At 71.6% G+C, this 20,010-nt stretch carries 16 protein-coding genes; 3 read left to right on the forward strand and 13 right to left on the reverse strand.

Annotated elements, in window-relative coordinates; all coding sequences use genetic code 11:
- Window positions 1-3: 3 nt before the first annotated feature.
- Both FLL47_RS24075 and FLL47_RS24080 read left to right on the forward strand, forming a co-directional pair.
- Window positions 4-1,917: a 3-oxoacyl-[acyl-carrier-protein] synthase III C-terminal domain-containing protein gene (locus FLL47_RS24075; RefSeq protein ID WP_144122831.1), complete on the forward strand. Its 1,914-nt coding sequence runs from the start codon at window positions 4-6 to the stop codon at window positions 1,915-1,917.
- A complete protein-coding gene (locus FLL47_RS24080) occupies window positions 1,914-2,789 on the forward strand; it encodes a DUF6999 family protein (protein ID WP_186315880.1) in 876 nt (291 codons plus the stop codon). Before FLL47_RS24075 ends, FLL47_RS24080 begins: the two co-directional genes overlap by 4 nt.
- On the opposite strand, the gene FLL47_RS24085 is transcribed toward FLL47_RS24080, so the two are convergent.
- Window positions 2,770-3,732 (reverse strand): hypothetical protein, encoded by a 963-nt coding sequence (locus FLL47_RS24085; RefSeq protein WP_144122832.1) that lies wholly within the window; start codon window positions 3,730-3,732, stop codon window positions 2,770-2,772. The two genes, FLL47_RS24080 and FLL47_RS24085, sit on opposite strands and share 20 nt — an antisense overlap.
- 307 nt (window positions 3,733-4,039) lie before the next feature.
- Between FLL47_RS24085 and FLL47_RS24090 the strand changes: the two genes are divergently transcribed.
- Window positions 4,040-5,023, forward strand: a complete 984-nt coding sequence (locus FLL47_RS24090; protein WP_144122833.1) for a HEAT repeat domain-containing protein — start codon at window positions 4,040-4,042, stop codon at window positions 5,021-5,023.
- 33 nt (window positions 5,024-5,056) lie between these two features.
- Here FLL47_RS24090 and FLL47_RS24095 read toward each other — a convergent pair whose 3' ends face one another.
- The 12 genes from FLL47_RS24095 to FLL47_RS24150 form a co-directional block, all read right to left on the reverse strand.
- Window positions 5,057-6,145, reverse strand: coding sequence for a hypothetical protein (locus tag FLL47_RS24095; protein ID WP_144122834.1), 1,089 nt, complete (start codon window positions 6,143-6,145; stop codon window positions 5,057-5,059).
- Window positions 6,146-6,269: 124 nt separating this feature from the next.
- Window positions 6,270-8,093, reverse strand: a complete 1,824-nt coding sequence (locus tag FLL47_RS24100; RefSeq protein ID WP_144122835.1) for a hypothetical protein — start codon at window positions 8,091-8,093, stop codon at window positions 6,270-6,272.
- Between the two features lie 75 nt (window positions 8,094-8,168).
- Window positions 8,169-8,576 (reverse strand): ester cyclase, encoded by a 408-nt coding sequence (locus FLL47_RS24105; RefSeq protein WP_144122836.1) that lies wholly within the window; start codon window positions 8,574-8,576, stop codon window positions 8,169-8,171.
- A gap of 132 nt (window positions 8,577-8,708) precedes the next feature.
- Window positions 8,709-9,950, reverse strand: coding sequence for a mandelate racemase/muconate lactonizing enzyme family protein (locus FLL47_RS24110; protein WP_144122837.1), 1,242 nt, complete (start codon window positions 9,948-9,950; stop codon window positions 8,709-8,711).
- A complete protein-coding gene (locus FLL47_RS24115; protein WP_144122838.1) occupies window positions 9,947-13,522 on the reverse strand; it encodes a glycoside hydrolase family 2 TIM barrel-domain containing protein in 3,576 nt (1,191 codons plus the stop codon). Before FLL47_RS24115 ends, FLL47_RS24110 begins: the two co-directional genes overlap by 4 nt.
- A 58-nt stretch (window positions 13,523-13,580) precedes the next feature.
- Entirely contained in the window at window positions 13,581-14,528 is a 948-nt protein-coding gene (locus FLL47_RS24120) for a glycoside hydrolase family 88 protein (RefSeq protein ID WP_144122839.1), read from the reverse strand.
- A 10-nt stretch (window positions 14,529-14,538) separates the two neighbouring features.
- A complete protein-coding gene (locus FLL47_RS24125; protein WP_342780349.1) occupies window positions 14,539-15,372 on the reverse strand; it encodes a fumarylacetoacetate hydrolase family protein in 834 nt (277 codons plus the stop codon).
- Window positions 15,373-15,406: 34 nt separating this feature from the next.
- Entirely contained in the window at window positions 15,407-16,030 is a 624-nt protein-coding gene (locus FLL47_RS24130; protein WP_144122841.1) for a bifunctional 4-hydroxy-2-oxoglutarate aldolase/2-dehydro-3-deoxy-phosphogluconate aldolase, read from the reverse strand.
- Complete coding sequence (locus FLL47_RS24135; RefSeq protein WP_144122842.1) at window positions 16,027-17,322, reverse strand: extracellular solute-binding protein; 1,296 nt, start codon at window positions 17,320-17,322, stop codon at window positions 16,027-16,029. Before FLL47_RS24135 ends, FLL47_RS24130 begins: the two co-directional genes overlap by 4 nt.
- A gap of 36 nt (window positions 17,323-17,358) precedes the next feature.
- Window positions 17,359-18,249, reverse strand: coding sequence for a carbohydrate ABC transporter permease (locus FLL47_RS24140; RefSeq protein WP_246158518.1), 891 nt, complete (start codon window positions 18,247-18,249; stop codon window positions 17,359-17,361).
- Entirely contained in the window at window positions 18,246-19,145 is a 900-nt protein-coding gene (locus FLL47_RS24145) for a carbohydrate ABC transporter permease (RefSeq protein ID WP_144122843.1), read from the reverse strand. Before FLL47_RS24145 ends, FLL47_RS24140 begins: the two co-directional genes overlap by 4 nt.
- Window positions 19,142-19,957, reverse strand: coding sequence for an IclR family transcriptional regulator (locus FLL47_RS24150; RefSeq protein WP_144122844.1), 816 nt, complete (start codon window positions 19,955-19,957; stop codon window positions 19,142-19,144). Before FLL47_RS24150 ends, FLL47_RS24145 begins: the two co-directional genes overlap by 4 nt.
- Window positions 19,958-20,010 lie beyond the last annotated feature (53 nt).

The raw sequence follows: 20,010 nt of genomic DNA on the forward strand, positions 1-20,010 counted from the left end.
TGCATGACTGCTTTCCCGAACGTGTACCTGACCGGGTTCGGCGCATACCTGCCCGGCGAGCCCCTGGACGCCGAGCAGATCGCGCAGCGGCTCGGCGCGGGCGCACGCGGCGCGGGCCTGCGGGCCCGGGTGCTGGCCGCCAACGGCATCCGGACCCGGCACTACGCGCTGGACGAGCACGGCGCGGTCACGATGCTCAACGAGGAGCTGGCCGCCGCCGCGGTGCAGGAGGCGTTGAAGGACCGGGACCTGCCGCTGGAGTCGGTCGGCATGCTGGCCGCCGGCACCACCCAGGGCGATCTGCTGGTGCCGGGATTCGGCTCGATGGTGCACGGCCGGCTGGGCGGCCCGCCGATGGAGGTGCTGTCGGCGGGCGGGGTGTGCGCGTCGAGCATGGCGGCGCTGTCAGCCGCGGCTCGCGCGGTGCGGCTGGGTGAGCACGACGCGGCGGTGGTGGTCGGCTCAGAGCTGGTCAGCCGTTCGCTGCGGCAGAGCCGGTACGAGGGTGACCGGGCGAGTTTCGACGCCGAGTTCCTGCGCTGGACGCTGTCGGACGGGGCGGGCGCGGTGGTGCTGGAGCCGCGCCCGCGCCCGGACGGGCTGAGCCTGCGCCTGGACTGGATGCACCTGGTGTCGTATGCCGGGGAGCGGCCGGTGTGCATGTCGGCGGGCGGCGAGCCGGTGGCCGGGCGGACGTGGCTGGACGGACCCGATGTGGCGACGGCCGAGCGGGCCGGGCTGGTGCGGCTGCGCCAGGACGTGAAGTCGCTGCCCGCGCTGTTCCGGCTGGGGTTGCGCGAATACATGGGGCTGGTGCGGGCGGGCCGGTTCACGCCGGACGGCATCGACCACGTGCTGTGCCACTACAGTGCCGAGCATTTCCGCGGCGAGATCTTCGGGCTGTTGCGGGAGGCGGACCTAATGATCGACGAACAGCGCTGGTTCACGAACCTGCACACGCGCGGCAATACGGGGGCCGCCAGCATCTTCGTGATGCTGGAGGAGGCGTGGCGGTCGGGCCGGTTCACCCCCGGCGAGCGGATTCTGCTGATCGTGCCGGAGTCTGGCCGCTACTCGCTCGCGTTTGCACAGCTCACGTGTGTCGCCGCCGGTGAGGCGGACGGCGTGGGCGGCACCGCGGCACCGGCTCGGATGGGCGGTCCGGTGCGGGTCGCCGCGGCGGCCGCGGGCGCGGCGGAGCAGTCCGCGGAGTTTTCCGGGACCCCGTCGCCGCTGGTGGCGCAGGACGGCGACGGCGAGCTGGTGCGGTGGACGGTGCTGGAGCTGGCCCGGGTGTGGGAGGCGTTCGAGCGGCAGGTGCGGGCCACCCCGCTGGTGCGCCGGATCGACACCGGCACGGCGACGCTCGACGACTACCGGCGGCTGCTGGTGCACCTGCGCCAGCAGGTCGTCGAGGGCGGGCGCTGGATCAGCCGGGCCGCGTCGAACTTCTCCGTCGAGATGTTCGCGCTGCGCAGCGCGGCGATCAAGCATGCGGCCGAGGAGCACCGCGACTACCAGCTGCTCGAGCGCGACTTCTGCGCGGTCGGCGGCAGTTTGGAGCAGATCCGGGGTGCGCGCAAGAACATCGGGTCGGAGGCGCTGTCGGCGTACGTGTTCCACCAGGCGAGCCAGCCGGACCCGGTGGACCTGCTGGGCGCGATGTTCGTCATCGAAGGGCTGGGCGCCGGGCTGGTGCTGGGCTGGGCCCGCGCGCTGCGCGAGCAGCTGGACCTGCGCGAGGACCAGGTGAGCTTCCTGAGCTACCACGGCGAGGCCGACGACGCGCACTTCGCCGAGCTGGCGCACCTGCTGCGTGAGGCGGTCCCGGACCGGGCGGCCGCGGCCCGGGTGGTGCGCACCGCCGAGGTGGTCGCGCGGCTGTACGCGATGCAGCTGGCCGAGGTGGACGCGTGAACGGCCCCACCGTGTGGACGGCGATCATGGCCGATCCGACCGTGCCGATCGACCGTGACGTGCTGCGGATGGTGGTGGCCGACCAGCGGCAGTGGACCCGTCGCTGGCTGTACCCGCCGGCCCGGATCGTGTCGCGGGTGGCGGTGTGGCTGATCCGGGTGGTCAAGGGGCTGCTGCCGTGGACGTTCTCGGCGCATACGACGATGGACCGGTTGTGCGTGTGGTTCCTGCGCCGGTTCGTCTCACCGCGGGCCGGTGAGCTGCTGATCCGGCACTTCCTCATCGAGACGAACCTGCTGGCGTTCATCGCCCGCAACAGCGGCGTGGTCGGGGTGACCGAACCGGGGCTGCGCCCCACCACGCTCGCCGGGCTCGGTGACAGGGCGGTGATCGAGCACGACGTCAACGTGTACGACGTGCTGATCGCGCTGGGCGCCGGGCGGCCGGGGCCGCGCGGGCCGCTGGACTTCTCGATGCTGGCGCTGCCCCCGGTCGACGCGTCGCCTGGGCTGCGGCGGCTGCTGCGCCTGGACATCCAGACCGCGCTGTGCCTGATGAACATCCCGTTCGCGCTGTGCCTGACCCCGGAGGAGTACCGGCGCGCGGTGCATTCGATGCGGCTGGACGAGTCGCTGCTGACGGTGCTGGCGGAGCTGACCGGTGACGACACGTTCCTGCGCTGGCGGCCGGGCGGGGTGGTGGTGCGGGTGGACAGCGGCCTGGACGTGCCGCGTGCGGTGTACGAGCACGCGGTGATCCACGAGTACGCCCACGCCCGGCTCGTCGCCCTGGCGGCAGGCAAGGCGGCCTCCACGGTTGCGGAGGCCGCCTTCGCGACGGCAGCGCTACCGGTCAGCGCAGTTCGGCGTTGAGGTGCGCGGTCGTCGCGCCTTCGTAGCCCCGCTGCTCGGTGTAGGCCAGCAGGATGCCGGCGAACTGGAACATCGTCACTGGCAGCTGGATGACCGTGCCGATCACGGTCGACACGATGGCACCCACGGTGATCAGCGCCACGCCGTTGGCCGTCGGGCCGAACGCCTCGGAACTGACGCCGTTGACGGCCAGCTCGATGACGGCCTGTACGGCGCTCACCGCGAAGCCGCCGCCGATGGTGATCAGCAGGATCAGGGCGAGCCGGCCGAGCACCCGGCCACCGCTGTTGTGGAGCATCTTGAACGAACGGCCGATCGGATTGATCCGCTCATACAGGAAGATCGGGCCGACCAGGGCGGTCGCGGCGATGAAGTAGAAGCCGGGCAGCAGGCAGGCGAGCGCGCCCACCGCGATCATGAGGGCGACCGGGATGTACCAGCCGAACAGGCCGAGGCTGCGGCGGAAGCCGTAACCGAGCGACTCGCCGAGGCTCGCCGGCGTCCCGGCGGCCTGCCGGGTGACCGAGTGGGTCGCGGCGGCGTATCCGGCCAGCTGCACGACGTAGAGCGCGAGGATGACGGCCAGCCCTGCGCCGAGGAGGGGGAGGAGCACCGCGGGGTCGATGTCGACCGTGCCGTTGGCCGGGTCCGTCTGGAAGGCCTCCAGGCCGACGTACACCCCGACGAAGAGCCCTCCGACGCCGAGGACGATCGCGGGCAGGAGCTGGGTCAGCGCGATGATGGTCAGGGTCGAGCGCCAGCTGTGCCGGAACACGCCGCCGATGCGGTTGAACCACCCGCCCACCCCGGCGTGCGGGGGCGCGACCAGCGGGTCGTTGTACGGATCGCCGCCCGCCTGCACGAATGCCGACTGCGGCGGCAGGTATCCGCCTGCCGGTGCGGACGGGTCGGCGGGACCGTACGGATCAGGGGTGTACGACATCAAAACTCCAGGTCAGGGGCGAGTGGCGACCTAGTGTGCCATGCCTCGCGCCGCCGCATCGCCCCGAGACGTAACGATTTCCGCAGCCCGCGGCAGGGTGCCGGGTCGGGCACCCTGGCGCGATCGCGTCAGCTCGCGTACGCCTCCAGTTCGTAGATCCGGGCGGCCGTGCCGGAGTCGCCCGTCGGCGTGATCACATTTATTCGGACATATCTGGCCGCCATCGGGGCGATGGTGTGCGTGGACTCCCGAACCTCCGAAGGCACGGGGTACCCGCGCCGCGCTCGCGTCGTGCAGAATCCGGCCCGTGCCACGCGATCTGAACAGCATCGACTGGGCGTCTCTGACGCACGCCTACGGAAGCGCCGAGGACGTGCCCGACCTCATCCGCGCCCTGCGGTCACCTGACGCCGAGGTGCGCCAGGAGGCGCTGTACGAGTTGTACGGCAACATCTACCACCAGGGCAGCCGCTACGAGGCCAGCGCGCACGCCGTCCCGTTCCTGCTGGAGCTGGCGGCCGACCCGAGCACGCCGGACCGGCACGAGGTCATCCACCTGCTGGCCGACCTCGCCGTCGGATACGGGCACCACCACGTGGCAACCGGCTTCCCGATCACCTCGCTGCGCGAGGCCGTGGCCCAGGTGCCCGACCAGACCTGGCGGAGCTGGTCACAGGCGATGAAGGCCTGGTACGACGTCGTCGCCACCGGGCAGCGGCAGCCGATCCCGCTGACCAAGCCCGAGCGGCGCCTGCTCGAAACCCGGCACGAACTGGCCGCGTACGACGCGGTCCGGGCCGGTGTCCCGACGCTCCTGGCCTGTCTGACCGACCTGGACGCCGAGGTGGCCGGCGAAGCGATCCACGCGCTGGCCTGGTTTCCGGAGGAAGGCGCAGCCATCCGCCCCGGCCTGATCGCCGTCGCCTCGGACGACCGGCAACCGGCGCAGCTCGCGGAAGCGGCCCTGGTCGCTCTCGGGCTGCTCGGCGGCGCCCCCGCGCAGCCGGTGACGGACCTGCTCGACGCCAACCTCTCCGGCGCCGACGCTCACCTGAGGTGGGCGGCCGCGGTGGCCTGGGCGCACCTGGGCGGCGACCGGACACCGGACTCGGCCGTGGCCGAACTCCGAACCTGGGCGATCAGCGGCAGACAGAACACCGGCCAGACCGCCTGGGGACAGCGCGGCAGCCTGGCGCTGCAGATGCTCGACCGCGTGGCAGCGCCTGTCGCCGAGCAGGTGCGCGCGGGACACGCCACCGACGTACTGGCGGAGCAGCCCTCCTCGAACTGACACAGGGAAGACGCGAACCGCCTGCATGCAAGATCAGTCGGCCAGCCAGGACCTGATGTGCAGCTCGTTGTGTCTGTCTGGCCCGATTGCCTCCATCAGTTCAGGTGGGGGTGTCGAGCCCTCGACGACGGTCCACTGGCCGTCGATGGCCGCGATGAAACAGTCCTGGTCGCCGAAGCGCAGCACCACGCCAGCATGAGTCGGCACGTATCGGCCGCTGATGACGGCGGCGTCTGTCAACTGACGCCCTACGGCAGCCGCGAGCGCCTGCGGCGTTGATGCGTCACCGTGCTGTTCGCAGATCCCCGTGCGGTCGTCGTCCGGCTGGCGAGCCAACGAGAACTCCCCGCCGCAGGCGCACGCGGTCACTGTTGGCGCGCCTTCGAAACATAGACAGATGTCGAACATGTCGTCGAAGACGAGCTGCTCACCGCGTACGGGCTGGTGCGCGGTCACAGCGATCGCGGTCAGCTTGCGCCCGAGCAGCCCCAGCAAGTGCTCGTGGACCGACAGTCGTTCCGGCAACTCGACCTCGTCGGTAGCGATACCAAGGCGGTTGATCAGCAGGTAGAACAGGTCCTCGACGAAGACCTCATGACCCTGAAGAGCCGCTGTCACGTCCTCTAGGGTGCCCGGCTGCAGGCCGGCCTCGTGCGCCCACCCGATCGCCGCTGCCGCTGCAACTGTTCCGCCGGGCGTCTCAGCCAGAATCCTTGCCCTGACCTCGTCCGCGTGCCGTTCGTAGTCGGGATCGCACCAACCGTCGCCGAGGTACGTGCCGTCCTCGGTGAAGGGGGAAGGTGGAGGTTCGAGGTGCCCGATGGCCCCATCGAGCTGCAACCAAGCCTGCCAACCGGGTGCATCCAGGCCGAGCGCAGTCACCAGCGCCGCGTCGCTGTCCATCACGTCAGCGGCCAGCACCGGCGCTGCGGTCAAATCCCGCAGCTCCGCCAGGAATCCCGGCGGCAGCTCATCGTATCCGGCATGGACGCGTGTCACCTGCCAACCGCCGGACACCCCGTCGTAGCAGAGCCCGAGGTCTGCCTCCGCGGCAACGTCGGGCAGCAAGTCCGCGAGCAACCGTTGATCGCGATGGACCACGAATGTGCCCCAGAACCCCATCAGCCACCCTCCAGGCTTCGCCGACGTGACGAATACCTGATCATGTCGAACACTGGCGACTCACGCCATCGCCAACATCGTTGCGCGGCTTCCGCCCGAACCGATGGTGAGAGATGCGCGTCGCTCAGTCCATCTGCGTTCGCGCGGTCGGGGCTGTAGGCGCCGACGTCAAGCATGCCGGAACGAGGTCTACGAGCCGCATCAGGCGGTAGAACTCCTCGTCGACCGCCATGGCAGCCGTATAGGCGTGTGCCAGCACGGTCCGACGCTCATCGGGTGTGACAAGGTCGGCGAGTCGGGTGAGTGCGAGTGCCCGGTCGTCGGGGTCGGCTATCTGGCCGGCGGCCCGCAGGGCGGCGCCGGCGGCAGCGGGCCGGGTGACGGCCGGCATCTGGGCGGCGGCGAGGCGCAGGGCGTCGGCACGCACGTACGGATCCGGTGCGGCCTCCAGAGCCGACAACGCAGTGTGGAGGCGGTCGTGCTCGAGATAGGGCGCCAGGGCGACGAGGATGGCGAGGTGCTGTTCCTCGTCGACGGCGTCGAGACCGACGGTAAGCGCGCGGTCGAGCTGGGCGGGGTCGAGGTGGGCGGCCAGCCCGGTCACGATGTTCGCGTAATCGACCCGGCTTGCCGCGATGCCGAGTGTCGTGTCGCGCTGTCGCGGGGTCATCATGGCAGCCACGAGAGGGTCGAGTCCGGCCCATCCGTCGTGTGACCGCAGTGCGGTGATGGCCAGGTCGACCGCGGCCTCGCGCACGTCGGGCCCGAGCTGCGGGATGATCGCCGCCAGCGCGGCATAGCGGTCGGTCGGGTTGGTGGCCGAGGCGGCGACCTCGAATGCCTGCCTCAGTTGTGCCGGGGTCAGGTACGGGGCCAGGACTTCGAGGTGCCAGCCACGTCGTAGTTCGTGTTGTTGCGCCTGGACCATGTCGAGGACCAGCTGGATTTGATCAGGTCCCAGCTGGGGCAGAAGGTCGGGCAGCGCGATGTTGCTGATCGAGTTGCGGGAACCTGCGGCCAGGACAGCCCTGACCGCGTCAGCAATGGCCGCCGGGCGTCGCCCTTCGGGCAGGTGCGGGATCAGTCCGGTCAAAGCGCGCGCCCGGTGGCCGGAATCGGGGCGCACGGCTGCCACTGCCAGAGCTCTTTGGAGCTGGTCGGCATCCAGATGCGCCGCCAGCGTGCCAAGGCCGATAGCGACGCCATTGCCGTCTTGCCGTGCCAGGACGAGGTCCAGCGCGTCGTTGCGCTGGTCTGGCGTCAGGTATGCGGCGATCCAGGTCAACGTCGTCGTACGCTCCGATGGTGGCGTCGCCGCCGCGAATCGTTCCAACGCCGCAGCCAGCTCCGGCCCAGTCAGGTTCGGTGCGAGCGCCACGAGGAACTCGTTGACACGGTGCGGATGCCCGGTCAGTTGACGCAGTGCCCTGGATACGGCGATGTCGCGCTGTGACTGCGCCAGCTGCGGTAGCAGTGCCGCAAGCGCGTTGACGAAATCGTCACGCGTCTGCATCGTCATCACCGAGCCGAACACGGCCTCGACCTGTTCGGCGTCGAGGCGTCCGGCCAGCGCCGCGACCAATCGGCGACGCGGATAATCGGCGAGCTCCGGCAGCAGCGCCACGACCTCCCGCAACTGGGCGGCGGTGAGATGGGGAAGCAGGTCGATGAGCAGCGACACCCGATAGCCCTCGTCGTGGAGAGTCGCGGCAGCGCCGTAGAGAAGATCCAGAGTCACCTCCTCCGGCACTTGTTCTGCGGGGTCGTCCCCCGAACCGTCGGAGATGCCGAGCAGTTCGGCCAGCTCGGCGAGGGCAGTCTGGAGAGCGGCTTCGGCCGGGTCGGCACGCTCGCCGGACATCCACGTTGTCGCAGCCGCGGCGGCAACCACTCGCCGCGCGTGCGTTGTCAGCTGCTCGTGGTCAACCCACTGATCCTGGCCGTTCATCGGCAGCGATCTTGCCAGCGCGGACCTGGGTTGTCCATGAACGCGCGATGCCGGGCAGGCGAGGCTGCGGAGCGGTCAGGCCTCGGGTGGCGTCATGGTAACGCCGAGCTGCAAGGCCTTGGCGAAAACGTCGGCCATGGCCCACATGGCGATGACACGTCCGTCACGTACCGCGAAGAAGTGCACCCCGTCCCACGTGATCGTCTTGCCCGTGGGCGGCACGGGTCCCCAGGCGCCCACCTGGCGAGCGGTCGCCCGCCATCGCACGGCGACCTGCTCACCGTCACTGACCAGCGACGTCACTTCATATCGGGTGTCGGCCCAGGTGACCGCTTCGGCGGCGTGCCACTGACGTAGTCCGGCGACGGTGTCGGGCCTGCCGCCGTGGTCGAACGGGTCCGCGTAGGAGCGCTCCAGCTCGTCGGTGTGCCCGCCGTTCCACACCCGGTCGATGAGCTCCCGGACCGCCTGCTCCGCCGTCATGGTGGTGCACCGTACCAGACGAAGATCATCTACTCGCGGCGGTCGGCACCGCCGGTGGCCGCCACGTCAGGAGCACAACCCGCGCTTCGACCGCGGACGACGTGGCGGCCCTCCCCACGGACCGGCGCAGGATCAGGTCCTACCTTGATGGATGCGGTTGTCGGTGAGGTCGGCAGAACGTCCGGCCATCCTGCGTACCGTCGGTTCGTCGACGGTGATGCCGAGGCCGGGTGCGGTGGGCACGGTGCGCACCATCGGCCCGTCCGGCCCGGGCAGGGGTGTGTCGAGGTCGGGGGCGACGGCGGCGAGCGGGTTCTCGCCGACCCAGTGCTCCATGACCTCCAGGTTCGGCATCGCGGCGGCGCACTGCAGGCTCGCCGCGAAATGCACTGCCGAGCCGATGCTCACGTGCGGGGTGGCCTGCGCGCCGAAGGCGTCGGCGAGCGCGGCGATCCGCATCGTCTCGGTGATCCCGCCGGCCCGGCACACGTCCGGTTGCAGGACGTGCAGTGCGCCCGCGCGCAGGAACTCCAGCGCCCGGTGCCGGTTGGCCAGCGAGTCCAGGGCCAGCGGCAGGTCTAGCCGGGCGGCGAGGGTGCGGTAGTCGTCGAGCTGTTCGGGGGGCACCGGCATCTCGAAGAAGCCGACGCCGAGTTCCTGCAGGCCGCGGCCGACGTACAGGGCTTGGCGGAGGTCGTACTGCCCGGCGGCGTCGGCGTGGACGGTCGGCAGGATCGCCGCGACCTCGGCGACCGAGGCCAGGTCGCGTTCGGGTGTCACGCCGATGGCGACCTTCGCGGCGGTCCAGCCGGCGTCGCGCAGCCGCTGCGCGGTCTGGCGGACCCCGGCCAGGCCCGCGTCGCCGGAGCCGGTCGGCGCGGCGGGGATGCCCGAGGCGTACACGGGCACGGCCGTGCGGAACGCGCCGCCGAGCAGCCGGTGCACGGGCTGGCCGAGGGTGCGTCCCCAGGCGTCCCACAGTGCGATGTCGACTCCGGCGATCGCCTCCAGCCAGAAACCGGAGTCGTGGCCGCGCACCCGCATCGCGGCGTACATCCGCTCCCAGGTCACCGTGATCTCGTCGACGGAGGTACCGACGACCAGCGGTGCCAGCAGTTCGGTGACGAGGGCGGCGGTGACCTTGGCGGCCACGGGCGCTTTGCACTCGCCCCAGCCGACCACGCCGTCGGCGGTCTCGACCCGTACCAGGACGGTGTCGATGGTCGCGGAGTAGGCGTAGCGGCGGCGGGCCTGGACCGGATAGGTGCCCAGCGCCGCGCCGCTGCTGCTCCAGGCGCGGGCGCCCCAGTAGCGCTCGCCGATCGGCTCGGCGAGCAGCGCGAAGGCCTCGACGGAGATGACCTTCATCGTCATGCCACCGGGGTGAGGCGGATCGCGTTGCTGCGCAGGAAGCCGCCGCTGTACGTCGACACGACCCGGCCCGCGCCGGCGGCCATCGCCCAGGTACCCAGGGTGGTCCAGGCACCGGCCTGGGTCACCTGGTTGACCGTGACGGTGGCGGTGCCGCCGGTGTGGGTGACGGCGTACCGGGCGGCGGTGGTGCTGCCGGTGTTGGCCGGGACCCAGATCTCGACCCGGTAGTTCGCGGCGGCGGCCAGCGTGGGCCGCCAGGTCGCGCCGGCCCCGGCGGCGTCGGTGTAGCGGCTCGGGGTGCCGTCGACGCCGGTCAGGGCGCTCGCCGACCAGGCGCCGGTCTCGGTGTAGCCGACGGTGCCGGAGCAGTTCGGCGCGGTGGCGGTCACGGTGAGCATGACCTGGCGCGGGCCGGGTGTGCCGGGTACGAGGTAGGCGGCTGACGGTGCGCTGATCCCGCCGGGGCTGACGGCGCGGACCCGGTGGGTGCGCCCGGCCGCCGCAGCCGTGGCGCCGAGCGGCAGCTGGTTGACTCCTGCCACGGTGGCGAGTGGAGTCTCCGCGCCGCATTCGTCGACGGTGACGAGGTAGCCCTCGGCCCCGGCGACCGCCGACCAGGTCAGCGTGGTCTGACCGGCGCTGGTGCTGCTGGTCAGCCCGGTCGGGGCGGCGGGCACGGTGCCGGTCGCGGCGGGCTGGGTGCGCGCGGTGACCGTCTTCGGCGGCGACCAGCCGGTGGCGGTCTGGGTGCGTACGGCGAGCTGGTAGTCGCGGTCGGCCTGTAGTCCCGGCACGGTCAGCAGGTCGACCGCCGCGGCCTCGATGAGGTGGGTGGCGCCGCCGGTGATGGCGACCTCGTGCCGCTCGGCGTAGCGGTCGGGGGTGAGGCGCACGCCGAGGGTGTCGTCGCCGCGCAGCACGCCGTGCACGGTCGGCGTGGCAGGTGCCGTCCGGGGCATCGCGGTGCGGGGCTCCGACCAGGCCGTCAGTAGCGCGGAGGCGGTGCGGGCGCGGATCCGTACGCTGTGCGGCACTCCCCCGGCCAGGCCCTCGATCCTGGTGGACGCCTTCAGCGTGGTCAGGTAGTCGCGGACCACGCTGCCGCCGGTGCTCACCTCGACCTGGTAGTTGACCGCGTTCGGCACGGTCATGAATCCCGCGACGAGGCCGCCGGGGATCGGCGCGAGGTCCTGCCAGCGCGGCGGAAGCCCGAGCGCGGCGGCGGCTGGTGTGACGGTGACGGGCGCGGACGGCGCGGAGCTGCCGGACCCGTTGCGGGCGGTCACGGTCACCTGGTACGCGGTGCCGTTGACCAGCCCGGTCAGGTCGGCGAACGGGTTGGCGGTGTCGGCGGAGGTGACCACGGTGGATCCGGCGGTCGCGGTGGCCCGGTAGCCGACGGCCCCGTCGACCGGGGTGAAGGCGACCCGCAGCGCGCCGTCGGCGGCGACCGCGGAGACGCCGCTCGGCGTGGCCGGGGGCCGCAGGTCGGCGGTGGCCACGGCCATCTCGTAGCCGAGCGGGCTGAGCAGGGTCAGCCGCTGCCCGACGGCCGTGCCGGGGTCGGTCCAGCCGACGCCGACCTGCACCGGGGCGGCTCCGGGCGCGATGTCGGGCAGGTCGATCAGGCGGCCGTCGAGGACCTTCCCGGCCGCGTCGGTGACCTGCCAGGCGAGCCGGTAGCCGCGCAGGATGTGGGCGGGCGCGTCGGTGGCGAGGGTGCCGCGCGGGGTGAGCGTGAGCAGGCTCAGCCGTGCGCCGGAACCCGCGGAGGTGGTGACGGTCAGCGACCTGATCGGCGCGTTGGTCGCCTGCAGCTGCGGGTAGGCCCGCTTGAGCCGGCCCCACACGTTCTGGATGCCCCAGCCGCGGACCTGGTTGGCCGAGGTGCCGCCGAAGTTGCTGCGGTAGTCGTTGAAGGTCCAGTGCGACGAGCCGATCAGCCAGGGCCGGCTGGTGAACACGGTCGCCGCAGCCGCGGAGGTCGTCGTGAAGTCCACGTCCTCGCGGCTGATCGGAAAGGTGAACGTGTCGGAGCTGTACTCGCTGACGAAGATCGGTTTCGTCGGGTAGAGGCTGTGCGCGTGGTCGGCCCCGGAGGCGAAGCCGCCGTACATGTTGATGCAGGCGAAGTCCGTGTACTGCAGCGCCTCGTCGGCGCCGGTGGCGGCCGCGCCGAAGCTGTTGGAGACGTAGGTGTACAGGCGGGTGCTGTCCAGGGTGGTCCGGGCGTGCGCGATGATGTCGCGCACGTAGGTCCGCCCGGCCGCGCTCGCGCCCTGGATCTCGTTCGCCACCGACCAGGCGATGACCGACGGGTGGTTGTAGTCGCGGCGGATCATGTCGGTGAGCTGCCCGACCGTCACCGGGTCCGCGGGATTGAGGTTCGCGCCGCTGCCCCAGACCGGGATCTCCTCGATGATCAGCAACCCGCGCTCGTCGGCGTAGTCGAGTAGCTCGGGGGCCTGCGGCACGTGGTGGATGCGGGTCAGGTTCGCGCCGGACGCCTTCATCCGGTCCAGGTCCCGGCGGATCAGGTAGGTCGGCTCGGTGGCCCCGACGATCCGGTCGTCGCCGACCCGGTTGTAGCCGTTGAGGCGTACCGGCTCGCCGTTGAGCAGCAGCGACGTGCCCTGGACCTGCACGGTACGCAGCCCGAACCGGTCGGCCAGCGCGTGGCGCACGGTGCCGCCGACCTTCGCCGTGGTGGTGAACGTGTAGAGGTTCGGCTGGTCCAGGCCCCACAGGGCGAAGCTGCCGGCGGGCAGGTTCACGGTGAGCAGCCCTTCCGCGCTGCCACCCGCGGGCACGTTCACCTGCACGCTGGGCACGGTGACCCCGGCCAGCGGCTGCCCGCCCGCGTTGGTGACCGCGCCGGACAGCGTCACCGTCTGCGCGGACGCGGACCGGTTGGTGACGGTGACCCAGTTCTTGAGCTGCGCCGACGGCCCGGCGAGCGTCACCGTGGTGATGACGTGCTGGCGTTCCACACGGACCGCGTCGTTGACCGTGAACGCGACCGAGCGGCTGAATCCGCCCCAGGGCCACCAGGCGCCGACGGAGTAGGTGTTGTCGACCGCGACGGCGATCGTATTGTCGCCGGTGGTGGCGAGCTGGGCGGTCACGTCGTACTCGAACGCCGTGTAGCCGCCCTTGTGCTCGCCCAGCAGCGTCCCGTTGAACCAGACCTTCGCCTGGTAGTACAGGGCCTCGAAGCGCAGCCGCACCACCTGCCCGGCGGTGTGGGCGGGGCTGGGCACGCGCTCGCGGTACCAGGCCAGGCCGCGGTGGTTGGCGTAGGTGTCGTGGACGTCCCAGTTGCCGGGGACGAGCTGCTCGGCCCAGGCGGCGTCGTTGAGGCCGGTTCCGGCGTAGCCGTTGGCCTCGCCGGTGCGGCCGGGGTCGGTGGCGAACTTCCAGATGCCGTCGAGGGCGATGTCGGTCTGGCCGGCGGTGTGGGCGTGGCCGGGGGTCAGTGCTTGCGCGTCGTCGGCGGGCAGGGACAGGGGCAGGAGTGCACCGGCGCAGCCTGCGCCGAGGAGTTTCAGTACGTCGCGGCGTGGCAGGGACATGACGCCTCCGGGGTGGGGACGGGCGGGGTGGGAGCGGGTGGGCTGGCCGTGCCGGGACTCAGCGGGGCACGGCGGCGTCGAGGAGCGCGAGCAGGAGCGGGCCCTGGCCCCATGGGAAGACGCCGGTGGTGCGGTGCAGGTAGATGTCGGGCGGGCCGGCCGGGGTGGCTGCCGAGACCGGCAGCCCGCCGTGCCCGTCGAGGGCGGCCACGGCCGCGCGCAGGCTCCGGTCGGCGAGGGCACGCCGGCTCGGGTCCACCATGCGGGTACGCAGTCCGTGGTGGATCCCGGCCGCCACGAGCGCGGACACGCTGTGTTCGAACGGGGCCGCCGGGTCGTCGACGATCGTGCGCCACCGGCCGTCGACCTCGTGCCGGGCCAGCGCGTCGAGCAGGCGCGACGTCCGCTGCCGCAGGGCGCGGTAGGCGGTATCGCGGCCGGGGTCGGCTGGTCCGAGTGGGACGAGGCCGTGCAGCGCCCAGCCCTGGCCGCGTCCCCAGTGGACGGCGTTCGCGCGGGCCGGGCCGGTGTTGAAGGAGTGGCTGAACAGCCCGGTCGTGTCCTGTAGCCGGTCGCAGGCCAGGGTCATCGCGGCGGCGGCCGCGTCCGGGTGCCCGGCGAGCAGGAGCCCGGGGGCGTCGGTGTGCATGCAGTCGACCCAGGCGGTGTCACCGAGGTCGGGCAGGTCGGGACGGTGGACCGGCAGCGGTGCGCTGTCGTGCCAGACCGCGGCGACGAACCTGGCGATCGCCGCGTCGACCCGGATGGCCGGGCGCAGCCGGTGCAGTTCGACGAGCACCTCGACCGGGATGAGGTGGTCGGTCGGCTGCGCCTGCGGGCCGAGTGCGGGTGCGGTCAGGTCCGCGACCGCGCCGATCCACTGCGGACGGTCGTAGCGTGCTCCGGCGCGCAGTAGCCCGAGCAGGGCCATTCCCTCGCCGAAGCCCCAGATCCGGAAGTCGTGGTCGAGCGTGCGCGCCGCCACGGCTTCGATCGTGTCGCGCATCCGCCCTCCCTCAGGCCTGGCCGACGAGCTGGCGCTGGCGGCCCAGGCCGTCGATCTCGACCTCGACGACCTGACCGGCGCGCAGGTAGGGCCGGTCGGGCAGCCCGATGGCACAGCCGGGCGGCGTACCTGTGTTGATCACGTCGCCGGGTTCGAGGACCATGAACTGGCTGACGTGCCAGACCAGGTACGCCACGTCGAAGATCATGTCGGCGGTGGTGCCGTTCTGGCGCAGTTGCCCGTCGACCCACAGCCGCATGCCCAGGTCGTTCACGTCGCCGACGGCGTCGGGGGTGACCAGCCACGGGCCGAGCGGGTTGAAGGTCTCGCAGCATTTGCCCTTGTCCCAGGTGCCGCCGCGCTCGTGCTGGAAGACGCGCTCGGAGACGTCGTGGGAGATGGCGTAGCCGCCGATCACGGCCTTCGCGTCGGCCGGGGAGTCCAGGTAGCGGGCGGTGGCGCCGATGACGACGGCGAGTTCGACCTCCCAGTCCACCGCGGTGCCGCCGCGCGGCAGCAGCACCTCGTCGTCGGGCCCCACGACCGTGTTCGACGCCTTGAGGAACAGCGCCGGTTCGTCAGGCCAGGTCTGCAACCCCGGCTTGCGGAAGTTGGGCCCGACGCAGACGACCTTGCCGGGCCGGGCCACCGGCGCGCCGACCCGCTGCCCCGCGAGGTCGAGCACGGGCAGTTCCCCGGCGGCGAGGGCACGTGCGGCACGGTCGACTCCGCCGTCGTCGAGGAAGCGGCCGTCGACGTCCGAGGTCAGCGCCGACAGGTCGAATGCGGTGCCGCGCCCGTCGAGCAGGGCGGGCCGTTCCCGGCCCGCTGGTCCGATCCGCATGAATCGCATCGCAGCGCCTCGCTTTTCCGATGGGTCAGGTGGGCCAGGCCGCCGCCGCGGCGGTGGCGAAGGCGTGGGCACGGTGGCGCAGTTCGGGCCAGTCGGCGGCGGCGACGACGGATGTGCTGACGAGGGCACTGCCGACGCCGACCGCGACCGCACCGGCTGCCGCGTAGGGCGCCACCAGGTCGGGGGTGACGCCGCCGGTGGGGGCGAGCTTCAGCTCCGGCATGGGGGCGAGCAGTTCACGTACATAGCCGGGACCCATCGCCCCGGCGGGGAAAACCTTGACCAGTGCCGCGCCCGCCTCGGCCGCGGTCTCGATCTCGGTGGGGCTGAACGCCCCGCACATCACCGGCAGGTCGGTGGCGGCCAGGACGGGCGGCCGCAGCGTCGGGGTGACGAGGAACTGGGCCCCGGCGTCGCGTGCCGACAGTGCCTGCTGCGGGGTGCGGACGCTGCCCGCGCCGACGAGGCATTCCGGCGGCAGGGCGGCGCGCAGTGCGGTGACCGCGTCGAGCGCGCCGGGTGTGGTCAGGGTGATCTCGACCGCGGTGAGGCCCGCGCCGGCGATGATCTCGCCGACGCGGACCGCGTCCGTGGCGGACGGCAGCCTGATGATGGCTATCACTCGGCCGAGGCCGCCGTTGACGGTCATGAGGTCAGGGCGTCCATCTGGGACTTCGCCGTGGCGAGAGCCTCCTTCGGGGATGCCTTGCCGATGAGCGCGGACTGCACACCGTTGGCCAGGGCGGTCTCGATCTGGGCGAACTTCGGATAGATCCAGAACGGGTCGGGCGTGGTGTTGGCGCCGATGGTGCCGGTGAACGCGGTGACGTACGCGTCGGCGGTGACGTCGGCGGCGGCGAGCCCGGCCTTGGTGGTCGGCGGCAGGCCCGCGCCCTTGAACCACTTCGCGGTGTACGCCGGGTCGCTGGTGAGGGTGGAGGCGAACTTCGCGGCGGCGGCGGACCCGTCGCCCTGCAGGACGGCGAGGGCGTGGCCCCAGGCGAGGTGGCGCGGGGTGCCGCCGGACGCCTTGACCGGGCGGGAGATCGGCATGAGCTTGGCACCGAGTTCCTTGTCAGCGGCGGTCTTGGTGACCGCGCCGCGCCCGCCGATGGCGTCCTCGTAGAAGCCGACCTTGCCCTGCGAGAACAGGGCGCGGGCGTCGAAGCGGTTGACGTCGGCCGCGATCAGCTTCTCGTCGTAGAGCTTCTTGTACCAGGTCAGCGCCTCGACGCTGGCGTCGTCGCCGACGACGATCTTCCCGCCCTCGACCACCGGCGAGCCGAACGTCCACATCCAGGCGATGAAGTCCTTGAGCTGGTCGACCTTGGTCATCGCGGCCCACGGCACGACGCCGCCGCCGAGACCCTTGAGCGCCCGCAGGGCCTGCTCGAACTCGTCGACGGTCTTGGGCGCGGCGGTGATGCCGGCCTTGCCGAGCAGCTCGGAGTTGCCGATGAGGCCGATACCGGCCGACGTCCACGGCAGGCCGTACTGCTTGCCGGCGGCCTTGCCGATGCCGATGGCCGCGTCGGTGTAGCCGCCCTTGTCGACCAGGGGGCCGAGGTCGACGAGCTTGCCGGTGGCGGCCAGGGTGGTCAGCCAGGCGACGTCGAGCTGCACGACCCCGCTGAGGCTGCCGCCCTGCACCTGCAGCAGGAGCTGGTTGAGGTAGTCGTTGTAGGGGTACGACGCCGTGGTGATCTTGCCACCGGAGGCGCCGGAGTAGGTGTCGACCAGGCCCGTCAGCGCGTCCTTGGTGGAGGCCTCGTTGAGCGACCAGGCGGTGAAGTTGAAGTCCTTGACCCCGTTGTCGGCGAGGGGGTCGCCGGAGGTGGTGGCGGGACCGCTGGACGGGGCGCAGGCGGCCAGGGCGCCGGCACCGGCGGCGAGGCCGAGGAGCTTGAGCGCGCCGCGGCGGTTCATCGGTGACAGAGACATCGTTGTTCTCCAGGAGGTGTGGTGGGAGGGGTGTTTTCAGCCCTTGACCGCGCCGCTGGTCAGACCGGCGACGAGGTAGCGCTGCAGGACGACGAATCCGATGACGACGGGCAGGGACACCACGAGCGAGGCGGCCATGAGGTCGGGCCAGGCGGCCTGGAACTCGCCGAGGTAGGTGTTGACCAGGCCGGGCGGCAGGGTCTGCTTGGCGGGCCCGGCGAGGGTGAGGGCGAAGATGAAGTCGTTCCAGCCCCGGATGAACGCGAACAGGCCGGTGGCGACCAGGCCGGGCAGGGACACCGGCAGCAGGATGCGGTGGATGACGGCGCCCTGTCCGGCGCCGTCGACCTTGGCCGCTTCGAGCAGCTCGTTGGGGATCGTGTCGAAGAAGCCTTTGAGCATCCACACGCACAGCGGCAGCGTGAAGGTGGTGAAGGACAGGATCAGCGCCAGATAGGAGTTGAGCAGTCCGTAGGCGCTGAACACGAGGTAGAGGGTGATCAGCAGCAGCGCCTGCGGGAACATCTGCGAGGCGAGGATCAGCGACATCAGCGACCGGCGCCCCCGGTAGCGGAACTTGCTGAACGAGTACGCCGTGTAGGCCGACACCAGCACGGTGAGCACCGCGGTGAGCGTGGAGACGATCAGGCTGTTGACGAGGTAGCGGCCGAGGACCGCGTTGTCGGCGAGGTTGGCGAAGTGCTCCAGGGTGAAGTGCTCGGGCCACAGGCGCGGCGGGAACCGGAACACGTCGTCGTTGGGCGTGAACGCCGTGACGAGCAGCCAGTACACGGGGCCGAAGGCGAACACGCCGATCACGGCGACGGTCGCGGCGGCGCCCAGGTTGCCGGGCTTGCGCCTGCGCGGCGTGGCCGCAGGCGCGGGGGTGGTGGCGGTCCGCGCCGGGGCGTGGGCGGTGGCGGTCACGATTGCTCCTCCCGTTCGGCGAACCGGACGTAGACGACGACCAGTACGAGCAGCAGCACCAGCCAGAGCGCGCCGAGCGCACCCGCCCGGCCCAGGTCGAAGCCCTTGAACGCGGTGTCGTAGACGGCGACGGCGAAGGTGGTGGTGGCCCCGGCCGGGCCGCCGCCGGTGAGCACGTAGATCGTGTCGAAGTGCTGGAAGTTCCAGATGATCTCCAGCAGGATCACGATGCCGATGATCCCGCGCAGGTGCGGCAGGGTGACGTGCCAGAACCGCCGCAGCACGCCGGCGCCGTCCATGCCGGCGGCCTCGTGCAGCACGCCGGGCACCGTCTGCAGGCCGGCCAGCAGCATGACCATGATCCAGGGGAAGCTGGCCCAGGTCTTGGCGACGATGACGGCGTACATGGCCGTGTCGGGGTCGCCCAGCCAGCTCACCGGCTCGGCGATCAGTCCCAGCCGGAACAGGATGCCGTTGAGCAGCCCGTAGTTGGCGTTGAAGATCCACAGCCAGGCGAAGGAGACGACGACGCCCGGGATGACCCACGGGAACAGGAACGCCCCGCGCAGCAGCGCCCGTCCGGGCAGCCTGGTGTTGAGCGCCAGCGCCAGGGCGAAGCCGATGAGGAACGGCGCGATCGTGCCGAGCCCGGTGAAGACGAGGGTGTTCCACAGCACGGGCCAGAACTGGTCGTCGAGCACCGCGCGGAAGTTGTCCAGCCCGACGAACTCCCGGCCCGGCTGCACCAGGCTCTGCTCGAACAGGCTCGTGGTCAGCGACCCGACGAGCGGGTAGAACACGATCGCGCCGAACAGCACCAGGGCGGGCAGGGTCAGCAGGAAGCCGAACGTGCGGTCGGACAGCGGACGGCGTTCGGTCGTGGGCAGCGGCGTCATGACTGCCAGACCTCCGCGTACGCCTGCTGGGACGGAGCCCGGGCCGGGCCGTGGTAGCCCAGGCCCATGCTGATGGAGTCGGCGGCTTCGATGACCGCGCTGGCGAGCATCGCCTCCCGATTCTGCAAGTCGATTGCAGACAGCGGGCCCGACACCGACAGCGCGGCGACGACGGCGCCGGACGCGTCGCGGATCGGGGCGGCGACGCAGGCCCGGCCGAGGGCCAGCTCCTCGATCTCGCTGGCGTAACCGCGGGCGACAGCCTGGGCGATCGCCTCGTCCAGTGCCTCGTGGGTGGTCAGCGTGCGCGGTGTGTATCCGGGCAGGTCCTCCAGCAGCACCCGGCGCTCGGTCGGGCTGAGCCCGCTGAGCAGGGCCTTGCCGAGTCCGGTGCTGTGCAGCGGGTTGCGCTGTCCGGCGAGCGTGAACGGCCGCGGCGCCTGCCGGCCCTCGAAGTTGAGCAGGTAGAACAGCTCGTCGCCGCGGCGGATGGCGACGTTGGCGCCCAGCCCCAGCTCGGCGGCGAGGTTCTGGGCGACCTGGCGGGCCTCGCGGTGCACCGGGTGGCTGTTGAGCACCGCCCCGCCGAAGGACACCATGTCCAGGCCCAGCCGGTAGAGGCCGCTCACCGGGTCGCGGTCCACGAAGCCGGCCGCCTCCAGGGTCGCCAGCAGCCGCGACGCGGTCGACAGGGTGAGTCCGACCGCACTGGCCACATCGGAGACGCGCAGCTCGGCGCGCCCGGCCGTGAAGACCCGCAGCACACCGAGCGCTCGCTCGACGCTCTGGTTGCCGCTTGTATCCGAAGCCATGTGAGAAAGCCCCTCTGGAAGTTGCTTGCGCGATACGGCAAGGTATCCCGTAT

Origin of the sequence: Catellatospora sichuanensis (genome assembly GCF_007483665.1) — a bacterium.
GTDB lineage: Bacteria > Actinomycetota > Actinomycetes > Mycobacteriales > Micromonosporaceae > Catellatospora > Catellatospora sichuanensis.